This window comes from Caulobacter flavus, from assembly GCF_003722335.1.
Taxonomy (GTDB): Bacteria; Pseudomonadota; Alphaproteobacteria; order Caulobacterales; family Caulobacteraceae; genus Caulobacter; species Caulobacter flavus.
Window position 1 is genome coordinate 2,860,531 of sequence record NZ_CP026100.1, and the last position, 19,810, is coordinate 2,880,340.

Annotated in this window: 19 protein-coding genes; 12 read left to right on the forward strand and 7 right to left on the reverse strand. The window is 69.3% G+C overall.

The features are described 5' to 3' along the window. The first annotated feature begins 63 nt into the window (after positions 1-63). Both C1707_RS13135 and C1707_RS13140 read left to right on the forward strand, forming a co-directional pair. Positions 64-1,341, forward strand: coding sequence for an MFS transporter (locus C1707_RS13135; RefSeq protein ID WP_101711212.1), 1,278 nt, complete (start codon positions 64-66; stop codon positions 1,339-1,341). A gap of 147 nt (positions 1,342-1,488) precedes the next feature. Further along, positions 1,489-3,165: a sensor histidine kinase gene (locus C1707_RS13140; RefSeq protein ID WP_101711213.1), complete on the forward strand. Its 1,677-nt coding sequence runs from the start codon at positions 1,489-1,491 to the stop codon at positions 3,163-3,165. Here C1707_RS13140 and C1707_RS13145 read toward each other — a convergent pair. The 5 genes from C1707_RS13145 to C1707_RS13165 form a co-directional block, all read right to left on the reverse strand. Next, positions 3,162-4,274, reverse strand: coding sequence for a hypothetical protein (locus C1707_RS13145; protein ID WP_101711214.1), 1,113 nt, complete (start codon positions 4,272-4,274; stop codon positions 3,162-3,164). The genes C1707_RS13140 and C1707_RS13145 overlap by 4 nt on opposite strands. 53 nt (positions 4,275-4,327) lie before the next feature. Further along, entirely contained in the window at positions 4,328-5,689 is a 1,362-nt protein-coding gene (locus tag C1707_RS13150) for a lipocalin-like domain-containing protein (protein ID WP_101711215.1), read from the reverse strand. 139 nt (positions 5,690-5,828) lie between these two features. Continuing rightward, on the reverse strand, positions 5,829-7,739 hold the full coding sequence (gene uvrC, locus C1707_RS13155) for an excinuclease ABC subunit UvrC (protein ID WP_101711216.1): 1,911 nt from the start codon (positions 7,737-7,739) through the stop codon (positions 5,829-5,831). A 29-nt stretch (positions 7,740-7,768) separates the two neighbouring features. After that, positions 7,769-8,047, reverse strand: a complete 279-nt coding sequence (locus C1707_RS13160) for a type II toxin-antitoxin system RelE/ParE family toxin (protein ID WP_101711217.1) — start codon at positions 8,045-8,047, stop codon at positions 7,769-7,771. Further along, positions 8,044-8,403: an antitoxin gene (locus C1707_RS13165; RefSeq protein WP_101711218.1), complete on the reverse strand. Its 360-nt coding sequence runs from the start codon at positions 8,401-8,403 to the stop codon at positions 8,044-8,046. The genes C1707_RS13160 and C1707_RS13165 overlap by 4 nt, the downstream gene beginning before the upstream one ends. Here C1707_RS13165 and C1707_RS13170 point away from each other — a divergent pair. The 7 genes from C1707_RS13170 to C1707_RS13200 all read left to right on the forward strand — a co-directional run bounded on the left by C1707_RS13170 (position 8,402) and on the right by C1707_RS13200 (position 15,639). Continuing rightward, a complete protein-coding gene (locus C1707_RS13170) occupies positions 8,402-9,022 on the forward strand; it encodes a TIGR02466 family protein (protein ID WP_101711219.1) in 621 nt (206 codons plus the stop codon). The genes C1707_RS13165 and C1707_RS13170 overlap by 2 nt on opposite strands. 179 nt (positions 9,023-9,201) lie before the next feature. Next, positions 9,202-11,256, forward strand: coding sequence for a multicopper oxidase family protein (locus C1707_RS13175; RefSeq protein ID WP_205686753.1), 2,055 nt, complete (start codon positions 9,202-9,204; stop codon positions 11,254-11,256). 89 nt (positions 11,257-11,345) lie between these two features. Continuing rightward, positions 11,346-13,061, forward strand: coding sequence for a tyrosinase family protein (locus C1707_RS13180; RefSeq protein WP_101711221.1), 1,716 nt, complete (start codon positions 11,346-11,348; stop codon positions 13,059-13,061). Positions 13,062-13,169: 108 nt separating this feature from the next. Then, a complete protein-coding gene (locus C1707_RS13185) occupies positions 13,170-13,583 on the forward strand; it encodes a hypothetical protein (RefSeq protein ID WP_101711222.1) in 414 nt (137 codons plus the stop codon). Next, positions 13,580-14,383: a DJ-1/PfpI family protein gene (locus tag C1707_RS13190; protein ID WP_101711223.1), complete on the forward strand. Its 804-nt coding sequence runs from the start codon at positions 13,580-13,582 to the stop codon at positions 14,381-14,383. Before C1707_RS13185 ends, C1707_RS13190 begins: the two co-directional genes overlap by 4 nt. A gap of 189 nt (positions 14,384-14,572) precedes the next feature. Continuing rightward, positions 14,573-15,331, forward strand: coding sequence for a phosphocholine cytidylyltransferase family protein (locus tag C1707_RS13195; RefSeq protein WP_101711224.1), 759 nt, complete (start codon positions 14,573-14,575; stop codon positions 15,329-15,331). Between the two features lie 77 nt (positions 15,332-15,408). Further along, a complete protein-coding gene (locus C1707_RS13200) occupies positions 15,409-15,639 on the forward strand; it encodes a hypothetical protein (RefSeq protein WP_101711225.1) in 231 nt (76 codons plus the stop codon). Between the two features lie 81 nt (positions 15,640-15,720). On the opposite strand, the gene C1707_RS13205 is transcribed toward C1707_RS13200, so the two are convergent. After that, positions 15,721-16,644 carry a phosphodiester glycosidase family protein gene (locus C1707_RS13205; RefSeq protein WP_164467344.1) on the reverse strand — a complete coding sequence of 308 codons (924 nt, stop codon included), beginning with the start codon at positions 16,642-16,644 and terminating at the stop codon, positions 15,721-15,723. A 137-nt stretch (positions 16,645-16,781) separates the two neighbouring features. Continuing rightward, positions 16,782-17,204, reverse strand: coding sequence for an RrF2 family transcriptional regulator (locus C1707_RS13210; RefSeq protein ID WP_101711227.1), 423 nt, complete (start codon positions 17,202-17,204; stop codon positions 16,782-16,784). A gap of 103 nt (positions 17,205-17,307) precedes the next feature. On the opposite strand from C1707_RS13210, the gene C1707_RS13215 reads away from it, so the two are divergent. The 3 genes from C1707_RS13215 to C1707_RS13225 are packed head-to-tail and all read left to right on the forward strand — an operon-like array spanning position 17,308 to position 19,772. Further along, a complete protein-coding gene (locus C1707_RS13215; protein ID WP_101711228.1) occupies positions 17,308-17,967 on the forward strand; it encodes a TehB-like domain-containing protein in 660 nt (219 codons plus the stop codon). A gap of 35 nt (positions 17,968-18,002) precedes the next feature. Continuing rightward, positions 18,003-19,217: an NO-inducible flavohemoprotein gene (gene hmpA, locus C1707_RS13220; protein WP_101711229.1), complete on the forward strand. Its 1,215-nt coding sequence runs from the start codon at positions 18,003-18,005 to the stop codon at positions 19,215-19,217. Between the two features lie 60 nt (positions 19,218-19,277). Continuing rightward, positions 19,278-19,772, forward strand: a complete 495-nt coding sequence (locus C1707_RS13225; protein ID WP_101711230.1) for a hypothetical protein — start codon at positions 19,278-19,280, stop codon at positions 19,770-19,772. Positions 19,773-19,810: the final 38 nt, after the last annotated feature.

Sequence of the window (19,810 nt, forward strand, 5' to 3'; positions counted from 1 at the left end):
TTCGAATGGTTGACGTGGCGGGCGAGGGCGGCCAAGCCGTGGTCAAGTTTCGGAAAAGACCCCATGACCGCCAGCGCAGCCCCGACCGCCAATTCCTCACGCCGCGTGCTTCTGGCCAGCCTTGTGGGCACGGCGGTCGAGTTCTACGACTTCTACATCTACGCGACGGCCGCCTCGCTGGTGTTCGGACCGCTGTTCTTTCCCGCCAGCTCGGCTTCAGCCCAGCAGATGGCCGCGTTCGCCACCCTGGCGGTGGCGTTCTTCGCGCGGCCCGTGGGGGCGATCGCCTTCGGCCATTTCGGCGACCGCATCGGCCGCAAGTCGACCCTGGTGGCGTCGCTGATGCTGATGGGCGGCTCGACACTGCTGATCGCCTTCCTGCCGACCTACCAGATGGCCGGCTGGCTGGCGCCGGCGCTGCTGTGCGTGCTGCGATTCGGCCAGGGCTTCGGCCTCGGCGGCGAGTGGGGCGGGGCGGCGCTGCTGGCCGTGGAGAACGCCCCTCCCGGCTGGCGGGCCCGGTTCGGCATGTTCCCGCAGCTGGGCGCGCCCGTCGGCTTCATCGCCGCCAACGGCCTGTTCCTGATCCTGGGTCTGCTGCTGAGCCCCGAACAGTTCATGGCCTGGGGCTGGCGCCTGCCGTTCCTGGCCAGCGCCATCCTGGTGGGCCTTGGCCTGTGGGTGCGGCTGAAGCTCACGGAAACTCCGGCCTTCGCCGCCGCCCTGGCCCACGAGCCGCCGCCGACGGTGCCGTTCGCCGAACTGCTGAAGCTGCACTGGAAGCAAACCCTGGGCGGCACCTTCGCGGTGGTCTGCTGCTTTGCGCTATTCTATCTGACCACGGCCTTCGCGCTGAGCTACGGGGTCCAGACCCTGGGCTACGATCGCGAGCTGTTCCTGGGCGTGCAGCTGCTGGCCATCCTGTTCATGGCCGGGGGCATCGTCGCCTCGGGCTACTGGTCGGACGCCGCGACGCCGCGTCGCGTACTGCTGGCCGGCTGCGTGATGGCCGTCGCCGTCGGCGCCCTGCTGCCGGTGATGATGGGCGGGGGCTCGCTGGCCCTGATCTGCGCCTTCCTGTCTCTGGCCCTGCTGGCCATGGGCTTCGTCTACGGACCGCTGGGCTCCTGGCTGCCCGAGCTGTTTCCCGCCCGCGTGCGCTACACCGGGGCCTCGATGGCGTTCAACATCGGCGGGGTGATCGGCGGCGGGCTGACTCCGGTCATCGCCAAGGCCCTGGCCGACGAGGCGGGTCTGGTTCCCGTAGGGATCTATCTGGCGGTGGCCGCCGGGATCAGTTTCGTGGCCCTCGTCGTGCTGAAGACGCGCACCGACGCATAACGCGGTTTTCTTACCGGGTGACAGGGGCGACGCATCGCGTAAGGTCGCGTCATCCGGGCAGGTGGAGCAGGGCATGGCGGGGCTGACGAACGGCGCGATCCGAGGAGCTGTCCGCAACCTCCTGGCCGCCGCCGCGTAAATCCGCCCATGGCGTCCATCCCTTCCGAGACCCCGGCCGCGCCGCACCGGGGCCTGCGCGGTTCGGTCCGCGGCCTGCTGGTGCTGCTGACCGTCAGCCTGCTGGTGCCGGCGCTCGCCGCCACCGCCCTGCTGCTGGAACGCTCCAACCGCCAGAACCGCGACCAGCTGGAGGTGCAGCTGCTGGCCACGGCGCGGGCGCTGTCCGGCGCCGTCGACCGGCAGGTGGCCGAGGGCGTGGCCGTGGCCGAGACCCTGGCCACCGACCAAGCGCTGCTGAACGGCGACTGGAAGAACTTCTACGTCCGGGCCAAGCGGGCCACGGGCAACCGGCCCGGCTGGGTGGTGGTGACGGCGCCCGACGGCCAGCAGACGGTCAACACCCTGGTCCCGTGGGGCGCGGCCCTGCCCAAGACCCCGCCGCCGGCCTACATGGTCGCCGCCCGCGCCGCCGGCCGCACCCAGGTGTCGGACCTGCGGATGGGCGCGCTGGCCCAGCGCCACGTGATCACCGTGGGCGCGCCGGTCGACATCAAGGGCGAGGCCTACGTGGTGTCCTACGTGGTCGAGGCGGCCAGCTTCACCTCGGTGTTCCGCCAGCAGCGCGCGCCGGAAAGCTGGGTCGCCACCATCCTCGACAACAAGCGCAAGGTCATCGCCCGCTCGGTGCGCAACGAGCGCTTCACCGGCGCCAGCGCCTCGCCGGACATGACCCGCAACCTGGCCCGCTCGAACGAGGGGATCAGCAAGAGCGTCTCGCTCGACAACGTGAAGACCCGCGTGGCCTACAGCCGTTCGCCGCGCACCGGCTGGACGCTGGTGGTGGCCATTCCCCGCGCCGATGTGGCCAAGGTGGGCGTGGCGGCGGCCTGGGGCACGGCGGCGATCTTCCCGCTGCTGCTGCTGCTGGGCGTGGGCATGGCGCTGTTCCTGGCCAACCGCATCAACCGCGAGGTCGTGGGGCTGGTCGAGGACGCCGGCGCGATCGGCGAGGGGCGGCCGCTGGACCCGGGCAAGCGGGGCGGGCTGGCCGAGATCGCCGTCGTGCGCGAGGCCCTGGTCGCCGCCTCGCACGAGCTGGAGGCTCGCGAGGCGCGCCAGGCGGTGATGATCAACGAACTGAACCACCGGGTGAAGAACAACCTGGCCACCGTGCAGTCGCTGGCCCGCCAGACCTTCGCCAAGCTCGACGCCGACCAGGTGCGAATCTTCACCGAGCGGCTGGTGGCGTTCTCGGCCGCCCACGACCTCCTGACCCGCACCGGCTGGAACGAGGCCGACCTGACCGACGTGGCGGCCATCTGCGTGCGCGCCCACGGCGAGGGCATCGACGCCTCGGGGCCGAAAGTCGCGCTGAGTCCGCACGTGGCGGTGTCGCTGTCGATGGTGCTGCACGAACTGGCCACCAACAGCGCCAAGTACGGCGCGCTGTCGGCGGCCGAGGGCCGGGTGAGCCTGCGCTGGAGCCTCGATCAGGACGCCCGGCAGCTGCGCCTGACCTGGAGCGAGAGCGGCGGTCCGGCGGTCAGCCAGCCCGAGCGGTTCGGCTTCGGGGCGCGGCTGATCGAGAACCTGACCCAACGCGAGCTGAAGGGCCGCTCGCGCTTCGACTTTCGCGCCGACGGCCTGGTGTTCGAGGCCTGGCTGCCGCTGGCCTCGGTGCAGCGCTGGAGCAACGACTTCTAGGGCTGGGCGGCGTCCGGCTCGCCGCCGAGGCTTGGCCGGCAGGCCCAGGTGCGCACGCCCTTGACGTATCGCAGGTCGCGCAGACCCGTGGCGACCACGCCGGCTGCGCACAGCCGCCCCTCGGCGGCGAGCTGGCCCTCATGCGGCGTCAGCGCCCAGTCGGTGGCGCGGTCGGCGACCATGATCGTGGCCTCGTAAGATGGGCCGTTGTCGGTGCTGTCGATCACGCGCAGATCGGTCAGCTCGGCGGGGACGTCCGTCTGCGCGCGGGTGAACCAGGTATTGGCCCGCCGCTGCAGCAGGCTCTGGCTGAAAGGCGCGACGGCCAGGGCGCAGGCGGCGAGAGCCACCAGCGCGCGATGGCCGCTCGCGCGGCGGAAGCCCGCCGCCGCCAGAGGGATCAGCGCCAGGGCCAGCCAGACGGCGAGGCCAAGCCAGTCGGTCTGGACGTAGGTCTCGATCTGGCGCTCGGCGAAGGTCTCGTCGTCGAAGGCCGTGATCGGCGCGGCGGCGACCAGCATGGCGCCCCAGATCAAGGCCGCGGTCTCGCGCCGAAACCATCGGCGGCGCGACTTGGCGCGGTTCTCGGGCCACAGGGCGGCGACGGCGCACAGGGCCTCGCTCATGGTCCACAGGTCGTGCTCGGCGTCCGGTCCGTCGGGGCGCAGGCGCTCGCGCAGCTCGACCGTGACGCCCTCGTGGTCGACCGTCAGGCGTTTGACGCCGCTGTCGAGCAGGTGAAGGACCGCTCGACGCAGCGCGGGCGTTTCCGCCAGTCGCAGGGCCGGCTCAGCGTCGTCGCAAGCGAGATGGATCCTGGCGTCGAAGTCGGCGTCGCCGGTCTGGTGCTCGACGGTGTAGCCGATCCGCTTGGCCAGCCGATCCAGGCTGTTCTCGGGCATGAGGACGGCGGGCAGCATGCCTCGGCGCGTCACGGCCAGGGTGCTGCTCCAGCGGCTGCCGTAGCCTCGCCCCTCGAGCAGGGCCGTACGCTGGCCGGCATAGACCAGGTTCTCGCCGTTCGGTCCGCGCCCGGTCCAGTCGTGTCTGCCGTGGTTCGTCCATTCGCAGGATGGCGCGGCGGGATCGGCGGGTTCGGACGCGGACATGCCGCAAGCCTAGCGCATGGCCAAGCTGAACGGCAGTCCGCGCGCGCCGGTGGTCAGAGCGCCTGTTCGATCCAGCCCGTGCCCGAGGTCGGCTTGCCCTGGAAGCTGCCCTCGGCCGAGGCGATGCCTTCGTAGATCGAGCCGACCGGCAGCGGGAACTCCTGGTCGGCCAGCAGGGCCTTGAAGTTCAGCGCCGCGTCGAAGCCGGCGATGTCGAGCTGGTAGTCTAGGAAGTAGGTCACCTTGGAGACCGGGCTGGTCCACTGGCGATCGGCGGTCATGACGCCCGGCACGACGTACATCCGGCCCTCGGGGTCCTGCAGGGTCACTTCGCAGGGCACGGGCGCGCCGGGCTTGGGCAGCTTGTTGTCGCCGAACAGCACGTAGTGGTTCGACAGCGACCAGCCGTTGTCGAGCTGGGCGTTCTGCAGGATCCACTTCACCGGGTTCTGGGCGGTGCCGAAGAAGCCGTACTCGTGGTCCATCCAGGTCTTGCCCTCGACCTCGAAGATCTCGCCGTCGATGGTGATCGTGCCCGAGGCGGCCACGTTGGTCAGCGAGTAGTAGTAGTTGCCGGTCTGCAGGTGCGAGCCGCTGGCCTTGGGCAGGATCTGGCTGACCCCGGTGCCCCAGACCACGAAGGGCGCGCCCTTCTGCGACATGGTCAGGTCGAAAACGACTTCGGTTCCGGTGGCGTCATCGGTCAGCTTCGTGACCACGGCCATGTTCTGAGTCGGGTCGCCCCAGGCCGCGTCCATGGTGATGAAGGTGTGCACGGCCTCGGCCGTGGCCCCCGAGCCCTTCTGGCCCGGACCGCCGATGACGATGTGCGGCGGCGAGGTGTAGCCGCGGCCCGGATTGGTCACCTGGATCGACAGGATCGCGCCGGAGGTGGGATCGACCAGCGGATAGGCGATCGCCTGAGAGCCGCCGCCGCCGGTCACGGTGACGGTGGTGGCGACGGGATCGTAGCCCGAGCCCGGATTGGTCACCTTGATGGCGGTCAGCTGGCTGCTGGGATCGCCCAGGCGCACGCGCCAGTCGCGGTTGACGTCGTGCTCGGCCCAGGTCGACGGATCGTAGCCGGCGGGCGGGTTGAAGGTGGTGGTGCGCTGGTAGTGCTTCTGGGCGGCCACGTCGGTCAGCATGATCTGCGAGAAGCCGAAGCCCCGGCCCTGGAACGAGGCGGCGTTGATCTCGAAGCCGAACACCCGGTCGCCGGCCTTCAGCGTGCCGATGTGCCACCACCACTCGGTGGGCGCGTCGCGATGCAGGTAGTGGTCGGCCGGCAGGCGGATCACCGACAGCTCGCCCGGGATCGGCTGAGGCGCTCCGGTGTCGTTGTCGGTGTCAGGGCAGGCCGAGGCGAGCGGGCGCGCGAAGCCGCGGCCCCGCAGGAACGGCAGAATGGTCATGGCGATGTTTCCCCCAAACGGCTCCGGCGCGGCGCGTCGTTCGCGCCACGTGTCAGGTTGAATACTGTTCCAGAGCGGCCTTAAGGTTGCGTTCGGCGACCAGCGTTGTCAATCGCGTCCGGCCCGTTTTGGGTAGGGGTCAGCCCTTGCGGAAGAAGGCGTGGATACGCTCGGCCAGGGCCTGGCTGACGCCGTCGACCTTGACCAGATCCTCGACGCCGGCCCGGCCGACGCCCTTGGCCGAACCGAAGGCGTGCAGCAGGGCTTTCTTGCGGCCGGGGCCCACGCCCTCGATCTCGTCGAGGGGGTTCTTCTTCAGGTCCATGCTGCGGCGGGTGCGGTGGGCGCCGATGGCGAAGCGGTGGGCCTCGTCGCGCAGGCGCTGCAGGTAGTAGAGCACCGGCGACTTGGGCTCGAGCATGAACGGCGTCTGGCCGGGAATGAAGAACCGCTCCAGGCCGGCGTCACGGTCGGGACCCTTGGCCACGCCGACGACGGCGATATCGTCGACGCCGAGGTCGGCCATGATCTCCAGCGCCGCGTCCAGCTGGCCCTTGCCGCCGTCTACCAGCACCAGGTCGGGGCGGTTGGCGTCGTCGCCTTCCTCCTCTTCCTTCACGAGGCGCGCGAAGCGGCGCTTCAGCACCTCCTTCATCATGCCGTAGTCGTCGCCGGGCGTGAGCTCGGTCGAGCGGATGTTGAACTTGCGGTACTGGCCCTTCATGAAGCCTTCCGGCCCGGCCACGATCATGCCGCCCACGGCGTTGGTGCCCTGGATGTGGCTGTTGTCGTAGACCTCGATCCGCTCGGGCGGGGCGTCCAGCTTGAAGGTCTCGGCGACGCCGGCCAGAAGCTTGGTCTGGGCGCTGCCCTCGGCCATCCGGCGGCCCAGGGCCTCGCGGGCGTTGGTCAGGGCGTGGCCGACCAGGTCGGCCTTCTCGCCGCGCTTGGGCACGGCGATCTCGACCTTGCGGCCGCTCTTCAGCGCGAAGGCTTCGCTGAGCAGGTCGGCGTCGGCCGGCTGGACGTTGGCCAGGATCAGGCGCGGGATCGGCTTGTCGTCGTAGAACTGGCCAAGGAACGCGGTGATGATCCGCTGCTCCTCGGTGACGCCTTCCTCCTCGTCCTCGGCCGCGCCGGTGATGCGGGGGAAGTAGGCGTGGTTGCCCCAGTTCTGGCCGGCCCGGAAGAAGAACACCTGCACGCAGGCCTGGCCGCCCTCGACGTGCAGGGCGACGACGTCGGCCTCTTCCACGGTCTCGGGATTGATCTGGCTTTCCTGGGCGACGGCGGCCAGGGCGCGGATGCGATCCCGAAGCCTGGCGGCGCGCTCGAACTCGAGATCCTCGGCCGCGGCCTCCATCTCCTTGGCCATCTGGCCCATGACCGCGCGGGACTTGCCGCGCAGGAAGGCCTCGGCCTGGTCGACCAGCGCGCCGTAGTCCTCCAGGCTGATCAGGCCCGTGCAGGGCGCGGCGCAGCGCTTGATCTGGTGCAGCATGCAGGGCCTGTCGCGCGTCTCGTAGACGCTGTCGCTGCACGAGCGGAGCAGGAACGCCTTCTGCAGGGTGTTGAGCGTGCGGTTCACGGCCCAGGCGCTGGCGAACGGCCCGAAATAGTCGCCCTTGACGGCGTGGGCGCCGCGATGCTTGCGCAGCTGGGCGGCGTCGTGATCACGCCGGATCAGGATCTCGGGAAAGCTCTTGTCGTCGCGCAGCAGCACGTTGAAGCGCGGCTTCAACTGCTTGATCAGATTGATCTCGAGCAGCAGGGCGTCGGCTTCGGTGCGGGTGGTGACGAACTCCATCGCCCGCGTGGCGTCGACCATGTGGGCGATGCGGTTGGTGTGGAAGCGGCCTTGGGCGTACTGCACCACGCGCTTCTTCAGGCTCTTGGCCTTGCCGACGTACAGCACCTCGTCGGCCTCGCCGATCATCCGGTAGACGCCGGGCGCGTCGGGCAGGCGCGTGACCTCGTCCTTGATCAGGGCGGCGCCGGCGAGCTTCGGCGGTTCGGCGGGGGAGGGGATGTCGGCGGTGGTGTCGGTCACGGAGGCAGATATAGGCGAGTCCAAGCCGGTCAGCGATCTTCAAGGCCGTGATAGATGCGGGCGATGAGGATACGGCGAGGTCTGACTTCGTAATGTATGACGTAGCCTGCCGAACCGAATGGTACGATCAGTTCACGAAGGTTCGCTCTGATGTGACTGCCTCTTTCCGGAAAATCAGCGAGCGATCTGGCCGCTGCAATGAGGGTCTGAACCGCGCGTTCGGCGGCTGCCGGAGCCATTGGGGCAAGCCATGCTTGCAGGCGCGACAGATCGCGCCGCGCCTTCTCTGAAAATTCGACGGCCCTCATTCGTGAATTCGTGGGCGTGGCTCAGGAGGAGGGAGTTCGTCGTCGGCGCCCCAGGACTTCATCCAGCGCTCGACATCTTCCAACGGGATGCCACCCTCGCGTTCGGTCTCGTCGCAGATGCGTTGAACTTCGTCCCAATAGGCTTCGTCGTGCTTGCGAGGGTCCAGGCCCGTAAAGGCGTCAAGAAGTTGAATGGCGTATTCATCCAGGCTCTTGCCGAGGCCGTCGGACACCGCCTTCAGCCGCTCAGCGAGCGCCGCATTGATCTTGAGCGTATGATCACCATCGGCCATGTTCTGACTATGTTCCATTCGTGGTTTGTCGTCAACGCGCTCGGGCGCTATGAGGCGCGCCATGACCAGTCGCTCTCTCTTCGCCACCCCGCTCTATGAAGCCAGCCTAGCCGGCGAGAAGGGCTTCGACGTCTTCATCGACGACCTGCACGACGCCTGCATCGCCGTGGCCGAGGACGACGAGGCCGGCCAGGCCTGGGCCGAGCGCAAGGGCTATCTGGGCTACACCTCCTACGCTTCGCTGGACGACCTGCCCCAGCGCGACAGCCTGTTCGCCGAGCTGAAGAAGAAGCTGGACAAGCACGTCGCCGCCTTCGCCAAGGAACTGCGCTTCGACCTGGCCGGCGGCAAGCTGGTGATGGACAGCTTCTGGATCAACATCCTGGATCCGGGCGGTCAGCACACCGGCCACATCCATCCCCACAGCGTCATCTCCGGCACGGTCTACGTGACCATCCCGGCCGGGGCCTCGGCTCTGAAGTTCGAGGATCCGCGTCTGCCGATGATGATGGCCGCGCCGACCCGGCAGGACGACGCGCCGGAGAACCTGCAGCCCTTTGTCTACGTGCAGCCCGAACCGGGCACGATCCTGATGTGGGAAAGCTGGCTGCGCCACGAGGTGACGCCCAACCAGGCCGAGGAGCAGCGGATCAGCGTCAGCTTCAACTACGCCTGGCGTTGATGGGGCGTTGATCGGGGGCGCGGACGGATCGACGTGTGCGAAATCGCACAAAAATTTAGCTTTCGCGGTATTATCGCTTAGGTAGTATCCGGCCTCGGGGAACATTGTTCGGGGAGGCTGCGATGAGCGGTGCGTGTGGGCGCGTGCGCGATTGGCGCTTTGTCTGTTCGGCGGGGGCGATGGGCTTCGCGCTGGCCATGCAGGCGGGGAGCGCCGCGGCGCAGGATCGGGTCGTCGACAATCCGCGCCTGCTGGGCGCGCCGATCGAGCAGGCGCAGCAGAACCCGTCCCTGAAGGCGACGACCAGCCTCCTGGCCATCACCGGCACCGCCTCGGGCGACAAGAGCTACGTGATCCCGCCGTCGACCGCGTCGATCACCGCCGACAAGCGCCTGGCGCTGAACATCGTCTACACCGACGGGCGGCTCTACAACCCCGCCAACGGCCGCTACGACAAGGTCCACCTGCGCAGCTACAACGGCACCGACGTCTCGCCGACCACGCCCTACGTGGCGCCGACGATCCTGACGCGGCCGGGCGAGACGGTGCGGGTGGCGCTCGACAACAGGCTGCCGGCCGACCCCAGCTGCACCGACCCCAACTGGCTGATCAACGTGCCGCACTGCTACAACGGCACCAACCTGCACAGCCACGGCCTGTGGGTCAGCCCGACCGGCAACAGCGACAACGTGCTGCTGTCGATCAATCCCGGGGTGAAGTTCGAGTACGAATACAACATCCCGCGCGACCATCCGGCCGGCACCTTCTGGTATCACACCCACCGCCACGGCTCGACGGCGCTGCAGGTCTCCAGCGGCATGGCCGGGGCCCTGGTCATCAAGGGCGACCGCAAGCCGACGCCCAGCGCCAACGGCGACCTCGACACGCTGCTCTACAAGAACGGCGCGCCGATCCCCGAGAAGCTGCTGGTGTTCCAGCAGATCCAGTACGCCTGCCTGGACAAGAGCGGGAACATCAAGGTCAAGACCGACGCCAAGGGCAATGTCGTCGAGTGGGTCTGCGATCCCGGCGACACCGGCGTCATCGAGTTCTACAGCGACGCCAACGGCAACGGCTTCGGGCCGGGCAGCTGGGGGCAGTCGGGCCGCTACACCAGCATCAACGGCCAGGTGCTGGCCACGCTGCCGGCCAAGGCGGGCGAACTGGCCCGCTGGCGGATGATCCACGCCGGCGTGCGCGACACCATCTCGCTGCAGTTCGTGAAGATGGCCGACGGCGGCCCGGCCGCCATGGAGCGCCTGGCGGCGGCCGACGGTCCGGCCTTCCAGAAGACCTACTGCATCGGCGATCCGGTGCCGTTCTACGTGGTCGCCGACGACGGCCTGACCGACGCCCAGGCCCGCAAGGCCACGGTCGCCACGCTGCAGCCGGGCTATCGCAACGACCTGCTGGTGGTTTTCCCCAAGGCGGGCAACTACTGCATGCTCGACGCCGACACCGCGCCCAGCGCGACGGTCAACAGCATCGCGGTGGGCACGCGCCTGCTGGGCAAGGTCAGCGTCGCGCCGGGCCAGGAGGTCAGGGACATCCCCGCCTTCGTCACCGGCGAACTGGTGGCGGCCGCCAACGCCCAGATGCCGGCCGACGTTAAGGCCAGCGTGATCGCCGACCTGCGCAACGGCCTGAAGCTGACCCGCTTCGTGCCGCACCCGACGATCACCGAGGCCGAGATCAAGGGTTCTGAGACGGAGAAGGTGCTCTTCAACATCGCCATTCCCGGCCAGAACACCAACATGCCGGTGCAGTTCGAGGTGGGCTCGCAGGACTACGCCCCGCGCCCCTATGCGCCCGACCGCGTCGACCGCACCCTGGTGCTGGGGACGGCCCAGGAGTGGGAGCTGCGCTCGGAGTTCGTCAGCCACCCGTTCCACATCCACGTGAACCCGTTCCAGATCGTCAAGATCCTGGATCCGACCGGCAAGGACGTCAGCGCGCCCGGCGCGGTGGACGACTTCGGTCCCGGCCCGCCCGACCCGCAGTATCCGGGCCTGAAGGGCGCGTGGAAGGACACCCTCTGGGTCAAGAGCGTGCAGAAGTCCGACAACGGCCCGTACCTGCCCTACACCCTGATCGTCCGCACCCGCTACCAGCGCTATATCGGCGAGTACGTCCTGCACTGCCACATCCTCGACCACGAGGACCAGGGCATGATGCAGAACGTCCAGATCGTGCTGCCCGACGGCGCCGGCGGCGTGTCCCACGGCCATCACTGACGGTCTCGCCGGCGCGGCCTTTCGGGGCCGCGCCGTGCGGCCTTTCGCCTTCAGCACCCTTTCCGATCCCAAAAAAGAGAGTCCGCGCCATGACCCAGGACCCTGCCTTCACCGGCCCGTTCTCCGCGCCTTCGCGTCGCGACCTGATGGCGGGCGGCGCCGCCGTCGTGGGCGCCCTGGCGGCGGGACAGGCCTCGGCCCAGCCGGCGGCGCCGACCAAGGCCCGCTGGCGGCGCTGGAACGTCGCCAGCCCCGAAGGCAAGCGCGCCCTGGCCAGCTACGCCCGGGCCATCGACATCATGCTCAAGCTGCCGCCCGAGCATCCCTACAACTGGTACAACCACGCCCTGACCCACACGGTCGACTGCCCGCACGGCAACTGGTGGTTCGTGGTCTGGCACCGGGGCTATGTGGGCTGGTTCGAGCAGGTCGTGCGCAAGCTCAGCGGCGACAACAGCTTCGCCTTCCCCTACTGGGACTGGACGGCCAATCCGCAGGTGCCGGCCGAGATGTTTCAGGGCGTGCTCAACCCCAGCACCTATCCCGGCTACATCCAGAGCCTGGACGCCTTCAACAAGACCTTCGGCCCGGTGCTGGAGAAGTTCTGGGCGGGTCTCAGCAACGACCAGAACCAGCAGCTGCTGATCCGCGGCCTGCGCTTCCCGGCCGACCTGATCTTCGACATCGGACCCAAGGGCGGGCCGATGTTCTTCGCGCCGCCGAACTCGCGCGGCTCGACCCCGCAGCGGCCCGGCTTCGACGACGTGACCAACCGCGCCGTCTCGTCCTGGATGCTGGACAACGCACTGGCCCCGCGCGACTTCATCGGCTTCGCCAGCCCCAAGTCGCAGTTCCACAGCAGCATCACCGGCTTCGGGGTGATGGAGGGCCAGCCGCACAACAAGGTGCACAACTGCGTCGGCGGCATCTGGACGGCGCCCGACGGCAAGACGACCTACGGCGACGGCTTCATGCAGTCGAACCTGTCGCCGGTCGATCCGCTGTTCTTCCTGCACCACGCCAACATCGACCGCATCTGGGACGTCTGGACGCGCAAGCAGCAGGGCTACGGCTATCCGACCCTGCCGGACGACAACCCCAACTACCTCAACCCGCGCGGCGACCTGGGCCAATGGCGGGCCGAGCCGTTCCTGTTCTTCCGCGACTCCGACGGCAAGCCGCTGCCGGCGGCCCAGCAGGTGGCGGGGGCCTACGAGACGATCGGGGCCTTCGACTACGACTACCAGCCCGGCTCGGGCGAGAACGTCGTGCCGCCCCCGCGTCCGGGTCCCAAGCTGAAGGCGGCGGTCGCCGCCAAGCCGCAGTTGTTCACCGCCAAGCTGAAGGTTCCAAGCCCGGCCAGCCTGGCCTCGGGCGACGTCGCCGTGCCGCAGGCGCTGCTCAGCCAGGCGGCCAAGACCGGCGGACCCAAGCTCCTGGCCACCCTGACGGTGGAGTTGCCGCCTTTCGAGCACGGCCATGACCTGGCGGTGGTGGTCAACACGCCCGAGAGCGAGGCGGTGGGCGTCAACTCGCCGGGCTTCGTCACCACCCTGTCGATGTTCGGCCAGCACCTGGTGACCCGCCCGGTGACCTTCACCGTGCCGATCTCGCCGCCGCTGGCCAAGCTGGCGACGGCCAAGGGGCTGTCCGCCGCCGCGCCGAGCTCGGGGCTCAACATCCGCCTGATGCGCCTGAAGCCGCCGCTGCTGTCGAACGCGGCGTCGTCGCACGACCACGGCGCGCCGTCAGGCGCGACCCGGGCCGAACCCGAACTGCTGGGCGTCGAGGTGCACGCCTACTAGAGCGCGTTAGGCGCAAGTGTGGGCGGTTTCGCCGCCCAACGCGCTCCAACGCCATGATTTCGAGCCTTTATCTTAAAGGCTCGAAGGCGCTCCAAGAGGAGAACGGCCATGACCCTTGCCGGCAAGTGGACCTATCGCAGCTACCTGAACAATCCCGAGCTGGTGGGCGACAACGCCCAGACGGCGCTCAGCCTGATCTTCGGCGAGGGGGTGTTCACCTTCGAGACCCCGACGCCGCGCACCGTCGTCGGCACGCTCGACATGGGCGGCGGCTACGTGCTGGACCTGAAGGGAACGGTCGATCCCGACTGCGACGGGCCGGCCACCATCGCCATCCGGGGCTTCGGCCGCGACGGCACGCCGACGGCGGGCTGGGAGTACGACTATCACGGCTGGCCAGGCTACATGTGGCCCGACGGCGTCGACCAGGTGGCCTCGATCGTCGGCACGATCGTCCGGGCCAAGCCGCACAACGGCGAGCCGGCCGGGGTGACGGCCTCGTTCATCGCGGTGGCGCAATGACCGCCCCAAAGACCACGTCGGCGTTTCCGCCGTTCACGGTGGGCATCGTGCTCTATCCGGGCGTCGACATCCTGGACGTGGCGGGCCCGCACGAGGTGTTCGCCTTCTTCAACGGCGACGTCATCGGCCGGACCATCCAGGTGGCGACGGTGGCGGCCACCACCGACCCGATCCAGACCTCGGGCGTGCTGAAGGTGGTGGCGCAGTACGACTATTGCGCCGCCCCGCACATCGACATGCTGTTCGTGCCCGGAAGCGGCGACGGCCTGCAGGACGCGATCGGCGACAAGGCGCTGCTCGACTTCCTGACCGACCGAGCGGGCAAGGCGACCTATGTGGTCTCGGTCTGCACGGGCGGCCTGCTGCTGGCCTCGGCCGGCCTGCTGGACGGCTACCGCGCCACCACCCACTGGGCCTTCGTCGAGTGCCTGAAGCTGTTTCCCAAGGTCACAGTGGTCAACGGCTGCCCGCGCTGGATCAGGGACGGCAACCGCATCACCGGGGCGGGCATCTCGTCGTCGATCGACGAGTCGCTGTTCATGGTTCAGACGATCGTCGCCGACATGGCCGGCGGCCCCGACGCGGCGGCCAAGGCCCAATTGGCCGCGCAGCAGGCCCAGCTGTCGATCCAGTACAATCCCGATCCGCCGTTTCCGGGCGGCGATCCGTGCTCGGTCGACTACGACGTCTTCGAACCGGTCAACGCCGGGATGGTCGAGTTCCGCGCCGCCGTCGACAAGGCGATCGAGGCGAGGCTGCACCCGGCGGCGAGCCCCTACAGGGCGACCGTCGAGGCCTGAGCACGGCGGCGGGGAGGGCGGTCCTTCGGGGCGCGCACATTGTCGCAAGCGGCGTTTTGCGGGAGTCCGGGCCTTGCCACGGCTATGGTCGCGCACGATCTGCGCTGATATGGCTCGTTTCGAGTCGTGCTCTCGCCCTTTTCACCTCCGTCTTCGCCGTCGCTTTCGCGGCGCGCCCGAGTTTTTGCCATGCAGTCGCCGGTCAAAGCCATCATCCTCAGCGCCGGACAGGGCAAGCGCCTGTCGCCGCTGACCGACACCCGTCCCAAGTGCCTGGTGGACCTGTCGGGCCGCTCGGTCCTGGAATGGCAGATCCGTCACCTGCACGCCGCCGGGGTTACCGAGGTGGTGGTCGTCACCGGCTTCGCCGCCGACCTAGTCGAGGCCGAGCTGGCCCGGCTGCGCCTGCCGGGCCTGACCCTGCGCACCATCTTCAACCCGTTCTACAGCGTCAGCGACAACCTGGCCTCGGTGTGGATGGCGCGTGGCGAGATGCAGGGATCGTTCCTGCTGCTCAACGGCGACACCCTGTTCGAGCCGGCCATCGCCGAGCGCCTGCTGTCGGCCCCGTCGGCTCCGATCACGGTGACCATCGACCGCAAGGACGGCTACGACTCCGACGACATGAAGGTGCGCACCGACGGCGACGCCCTGCGCGAGATCGGCAAGACCATCACCGAATACGACGCCGAGTCGATCGGCTTCCTGCGCTTCGAGCCGGAAGGCGCGGCGCTGTTCACCGACATCGTCGAGCGCTCGCTGCGCACGCCCGAGGGCCTGCGCCGTTGGTACCTGTCGGCCATCGACCAGATCGCCCGCGCCCACGACGCCGTGGCCGTGCGCTCGATCCAGGGTCTGGACTGGGCCGAGATGGACTTCCCCGAGGACCTGCCGAAGAACCGCGAGCTGGCCGCCCGCTGGGCCATGGCCGAAGCTGCCCCGGCCTGAGGACGCGCCGTCCAAGCGAGACGCTAGGAACGCCTGCGCACCGGGTCGGGTTTGACTCCGCATCGACGGAGGAAACCATGCCCGAGCAGCATCCGAACACCGATCGCTACGGCGGTCCCGGCGCCAGCCACGAGGATCGCGACAAGCCGCGTCCCGACCCGACGGTGAAGGATCGCGACGATCCCGATCGCTACAGCCGCCACAGCAAGGTGTCGGGCGGGGGCGGCGAAGGCGACATCCATCACACGCACGAGGATCGCCTGAAAGGCGGCCCTCAGGCCAGCGACGCCGAAAGCTCGAAGGACTAGCTAAGGCCGGGGCGGCTAGGTCCTGCAGGACGCCATCACGCGCGGTAGGGCGTCGTGCGGCGCGGCGACCGCGGTCTGCGATCAGGGCCGTGTCGGGGCGACCCGCACGCCGATCTGGTTGGCCACCGGCCGCTCGCGACCGGGCACGCCGGTGTGGATCGGCGAGTTCAGCACGCGCGGGCGGCCAAAGCCGTCGTCCACGGCCAGGGTCGTCGAGCCGCCGCCGTCGAGATTGATGGCGTCGGCCGCGCCCAGGTCGCGGAAGAAGGCGGTCAGCTCGGCCAGGGTCGCGCCTTCGCTGATCACGGATTGGCGGCCGTCGACCACCACCAGCCAGCCGGTGCGGCCGTCGGCCGAGACGCCGAAGGCGGTGCGCGGATGGCGGTCGCGGGCGTATTTCGGGCCGGCGTGCTGGAACGACTGCTCGGCGCCGTCGACCAGCAGCACGGGACCGGCGGCCACGGCGTCGACCACGTCCCAGCGGCAGGCGGCGCCCGAGCGGATCTCGACGAAAGACGGGTGAATGCAGAGGATGGCGTTGACGCGCGGATCGACCTCGGGGTCGTCCGGCGGGGCCACCTCGCGGCCGCCGACGATGACCTTGCCCACCGGATCGACGTGCTGGCCGGCATGGGGAACGAAGTCGTCGCCGCCGGGCGAGCCCGCCTTGAACGGCACGAAGTAGCTGGCGTTGACGGCCAGAAGGGCGCCGGAAGCCGTCACGAAGTCGGAGGTGGTGCGGGCGTGATACTGGCCCGCCCCGTCGTTGGGCGGCGAGACGAAGAGTTCGACCTTGGGATCGGCCAGGTCCAGCTGCACGACGTGGAACACCTGCCGCAGCGGGTTCTCGCGGGTCTCGCTCCAGTAGCTCACGCCGTCGGACAGGGCGCTGGAGGCGCTGCGGCTGAACGCGGCCCGAGGCGACGCGGGGATGTCGACGCTGGCGCAGGCCGACAGCAGGAGCAGGGCGCCCAGGACGGCGGCGCGACGAAGGAAAGGCGGCAAGGGACGAAACTTCGAACAGGCGAGGACAAGGGCCGTCCCCATCGGTCGGGACGGCGGCGCTGGCCGGCACATAGGTCCGCCGCAGCCGGCATGCAAAAGCCGAACGCCGTGTTTTATCGGGGTGTGGCCGGGGAGCCTCAGGCCCGCTGGGCGAAGAGTTGGCGCATCACCTCGGGCTGACGCGAAATGTCGGCGACGCTGTAGCCGTCGAGCACGGCCAGGAAGGCGCGGGTCGCCTCGGCCAGCATCCTGGGCAGGCCGCAGCCCGGCGCGGCCACGCAAGCCGAGCAGTCGACGAGGTCGAAGCCGCCCTCGGTCTCGCGCACCAGCGCGCCGACATTGAGCTGGTCGGCGGGCCGGGCCAGCCGCAGGCCGCCGCCGCGCCCGCGCGCCGTCTCGACGAAGCCGGCGGACGCCAGCTGCTGCACCACCTTCATCAGGTGGTTCTGCGAGATGTCGTAGGCGCGGGCGATCTCGGCGATCGAGACCAGGCGGCCCTCGTTGTTGGCCAGATAGACGACCGTTCGCACCGCGTAGTCGGTGTAGCGGGTGAGCTTCATGGGCTCCCCTTAAGGGTTCGGCGCAGCAGATAAATCATGCATTCAGATTGCATGTTTTTGGTCGCGGGAATAGATGCATTCCAGATGAATGATTGAGGGCGACATGTCCGCCAACCCCGTCTTCGACTTCGACGACACCGTCTTGCCGGCCCTGCTGACCAGCTTCTACGCCGCCGTGCGGGCAGATCCGCGGCTGGGTCCCGTCTTCGCCGACGCGGTGGAGGACTGGGACGAGCACCTCGACCGCCTGGCCGACTTCTGGTCGTCGGTGATGCGCGCCTCGGCCCGCTACAAGGGCAATCCGCTGGCGGCGCACATGAAGCATGTCGAACGCATCGAGCCGGAGATGTTCGACCGCTGGCTGGCGCTGTGGCGCGAGGCGACCGATGCGTTCGTTCCGCCCCGCCACGCGGCCGAGCTACAGGAGAAGGCCGAGCGCATGGCCAGGAACCTGAACGGCGCTCTGGAAAGCCGCCGGCCGGCGCCCGACGCACCCTACCGCTCGACCCCGGTGTTCGACGAGACGACCCTGCCCGAAGGCCTGCGTCGTGACCACAGCACCCGGGCCGGCGTCTGGGGCGTGATCCGGCTGATCGAGGGGCGGCTCGTCCTGCACTACGACGACGCCGACACCCCTTCGCTCGAGTTGAGCCCCGGCGTCACCGGCCTCGTCCGGCCGCAACAGATCCATCGGGTCGAGCCGCTGGGGCCGATCCGCATGCAGGTGGACTTCTACGACCGCGAGCCGGCGCTGGCCGCCTGACGCCCCGAGCACCCGTTTTTCCAAGGAGTACGACCATGCCCAAGCCGCTGAGCGCGGAGACGATCGCGTGCGTCAAGGCCACCGCCCCGGTGGTCGCCGCGCGCGCCACGGAAGTGACCAAGGCCATGTACGCCCGGCTGTTCCAGGACGCCCACATCAAGGCCCTGTTCAACCATGCCAACCAGGCCACCGGTAAGCAGCACCACGCCCTGGCCGGGGCGATCGTCGGCTACGCGCTGAACATCGAGAACCTCGAGGTGCTGGGCCCGGCGGTCGAGCGCATGGCCCAGAAGCACGTCGGCTATCACGTGCTGCCCGAGCACTATCCGTATGTCGCCAAGGCCCTGCTGGGCGCGATCGTCGAGGTGCTGGGCGAGGAGACGGCCAACGAGGCGGTGCTGGCCGCCTGGGGCGAGGCCTACTGGTTCCTGGCCGACCTGCTGAAGGAGCGCGAGCACGCCATCCGCGACGCCATCGAGGCGACCGACGGCGGCTGGAACGGCTGGCGCGCCTTCGAGATCGCCGAGCGCACGGTCGAGAGCGCGGTGATCACCTCGTTCGTGCTGCGGCCCAAGGACGGCGGCAAGGTGCTGGCCCACAAGCCTGGCCAATACCTGACCCTGCGCCTGACCACGCCCGACCAGGGCGAGATCCGCCGCAACTACACGATCTCCAACGCGCCGAACGAGGCGGCCTACCGCATCTCGGTCAAGCGCGAGGAAAGCGGGCAGGGCGGTTCGCGCTTCCTGCACGACCTGGCCGCGATCGGCACGACGGTCGAGCTGACCCCGCCGGCCGGCGACTTCTTCCTGCCCGACACCCCGGAGCGGCCGGTGGTGCTGCTGTCGGGCGGGGTGGGGCTGACGCCGATGGTCAGCATGCTGGAGACGATCGCCCAGAAGCATCCGGACCTGCAGACCGCCTTCGTGCACGGGGCGCTGGACGGCGCGACCCACGCCATGGACGACCACGTTCGTGCCCTGGCCAAGGCGCACGGCAAGACCTCGGTGGCGACCTTCTACGCCCGGCCGGCGGCCAATGACGAAGCCGGCCGCACCCACGACCACGACGGCCTGATCACCGTCGACTGGCTGCAGGCCAACACCCCGTTCGAGGCCGCCGACTTCTTCCTGTGCGGCCCGCGCCCGTTCCTGAAGGCCTTCGTCGGCGGGCTGTCGCGGGCCGGCGTGGCGTCCGACCGGATCCACTTCGAGTTCTTCGGCCCGTCCGACGAGGCGCTGGCCGTCTGAGCGCGCGTGTTCTTCCTCCCCTGAACCCGGCCGCCGGACGGCGGCCGAAAGGAGCCTGTCATGGACTATGTCCCCACTACGACGCCGCTGAGCTACGCCTTCTACGAAGGCCCGTCCTGGGAGCCGCCGGCGCCGCGCGCGCGGACGACCCCGGCGGTCGAACCCGTGGAGGTCGAACCCGTCGTTCGGGCGCCCCAGGCGCCGGAGCCCTCGACGCCGGACCTGCCCAAGGCGGTGGGCTGGATGATCGTCGGCGCCTATGCGGCCATCCTCGGGGCGTTCGGCCTGGCCTTCTTCGGCGACGCCGATGTCGGGTTGGTGCTGGGGGTCTGCGCGGTCTACCTGGCCGTCTATCTGGGCGTGCCGGCGGTGATCCTGCGGATGGAGCCGAAGGCCGAGACCCGTCCGGACCTGGCCGACTTCCTGCGCGACGGGCTTTCCACCTGGACGGGCCGGGTCAGCGCCGGCTCGGCCCTGGCCCAGATCCTGACCGTTCCCGTCGCCCTGGCCGTCGCGGCGGCGGGCCTCGGGATCATCGTCAGGCTCAGCGCCTGACGCCTGTGGGCCGCGATTGGACGGAACGGCGGAGCCTT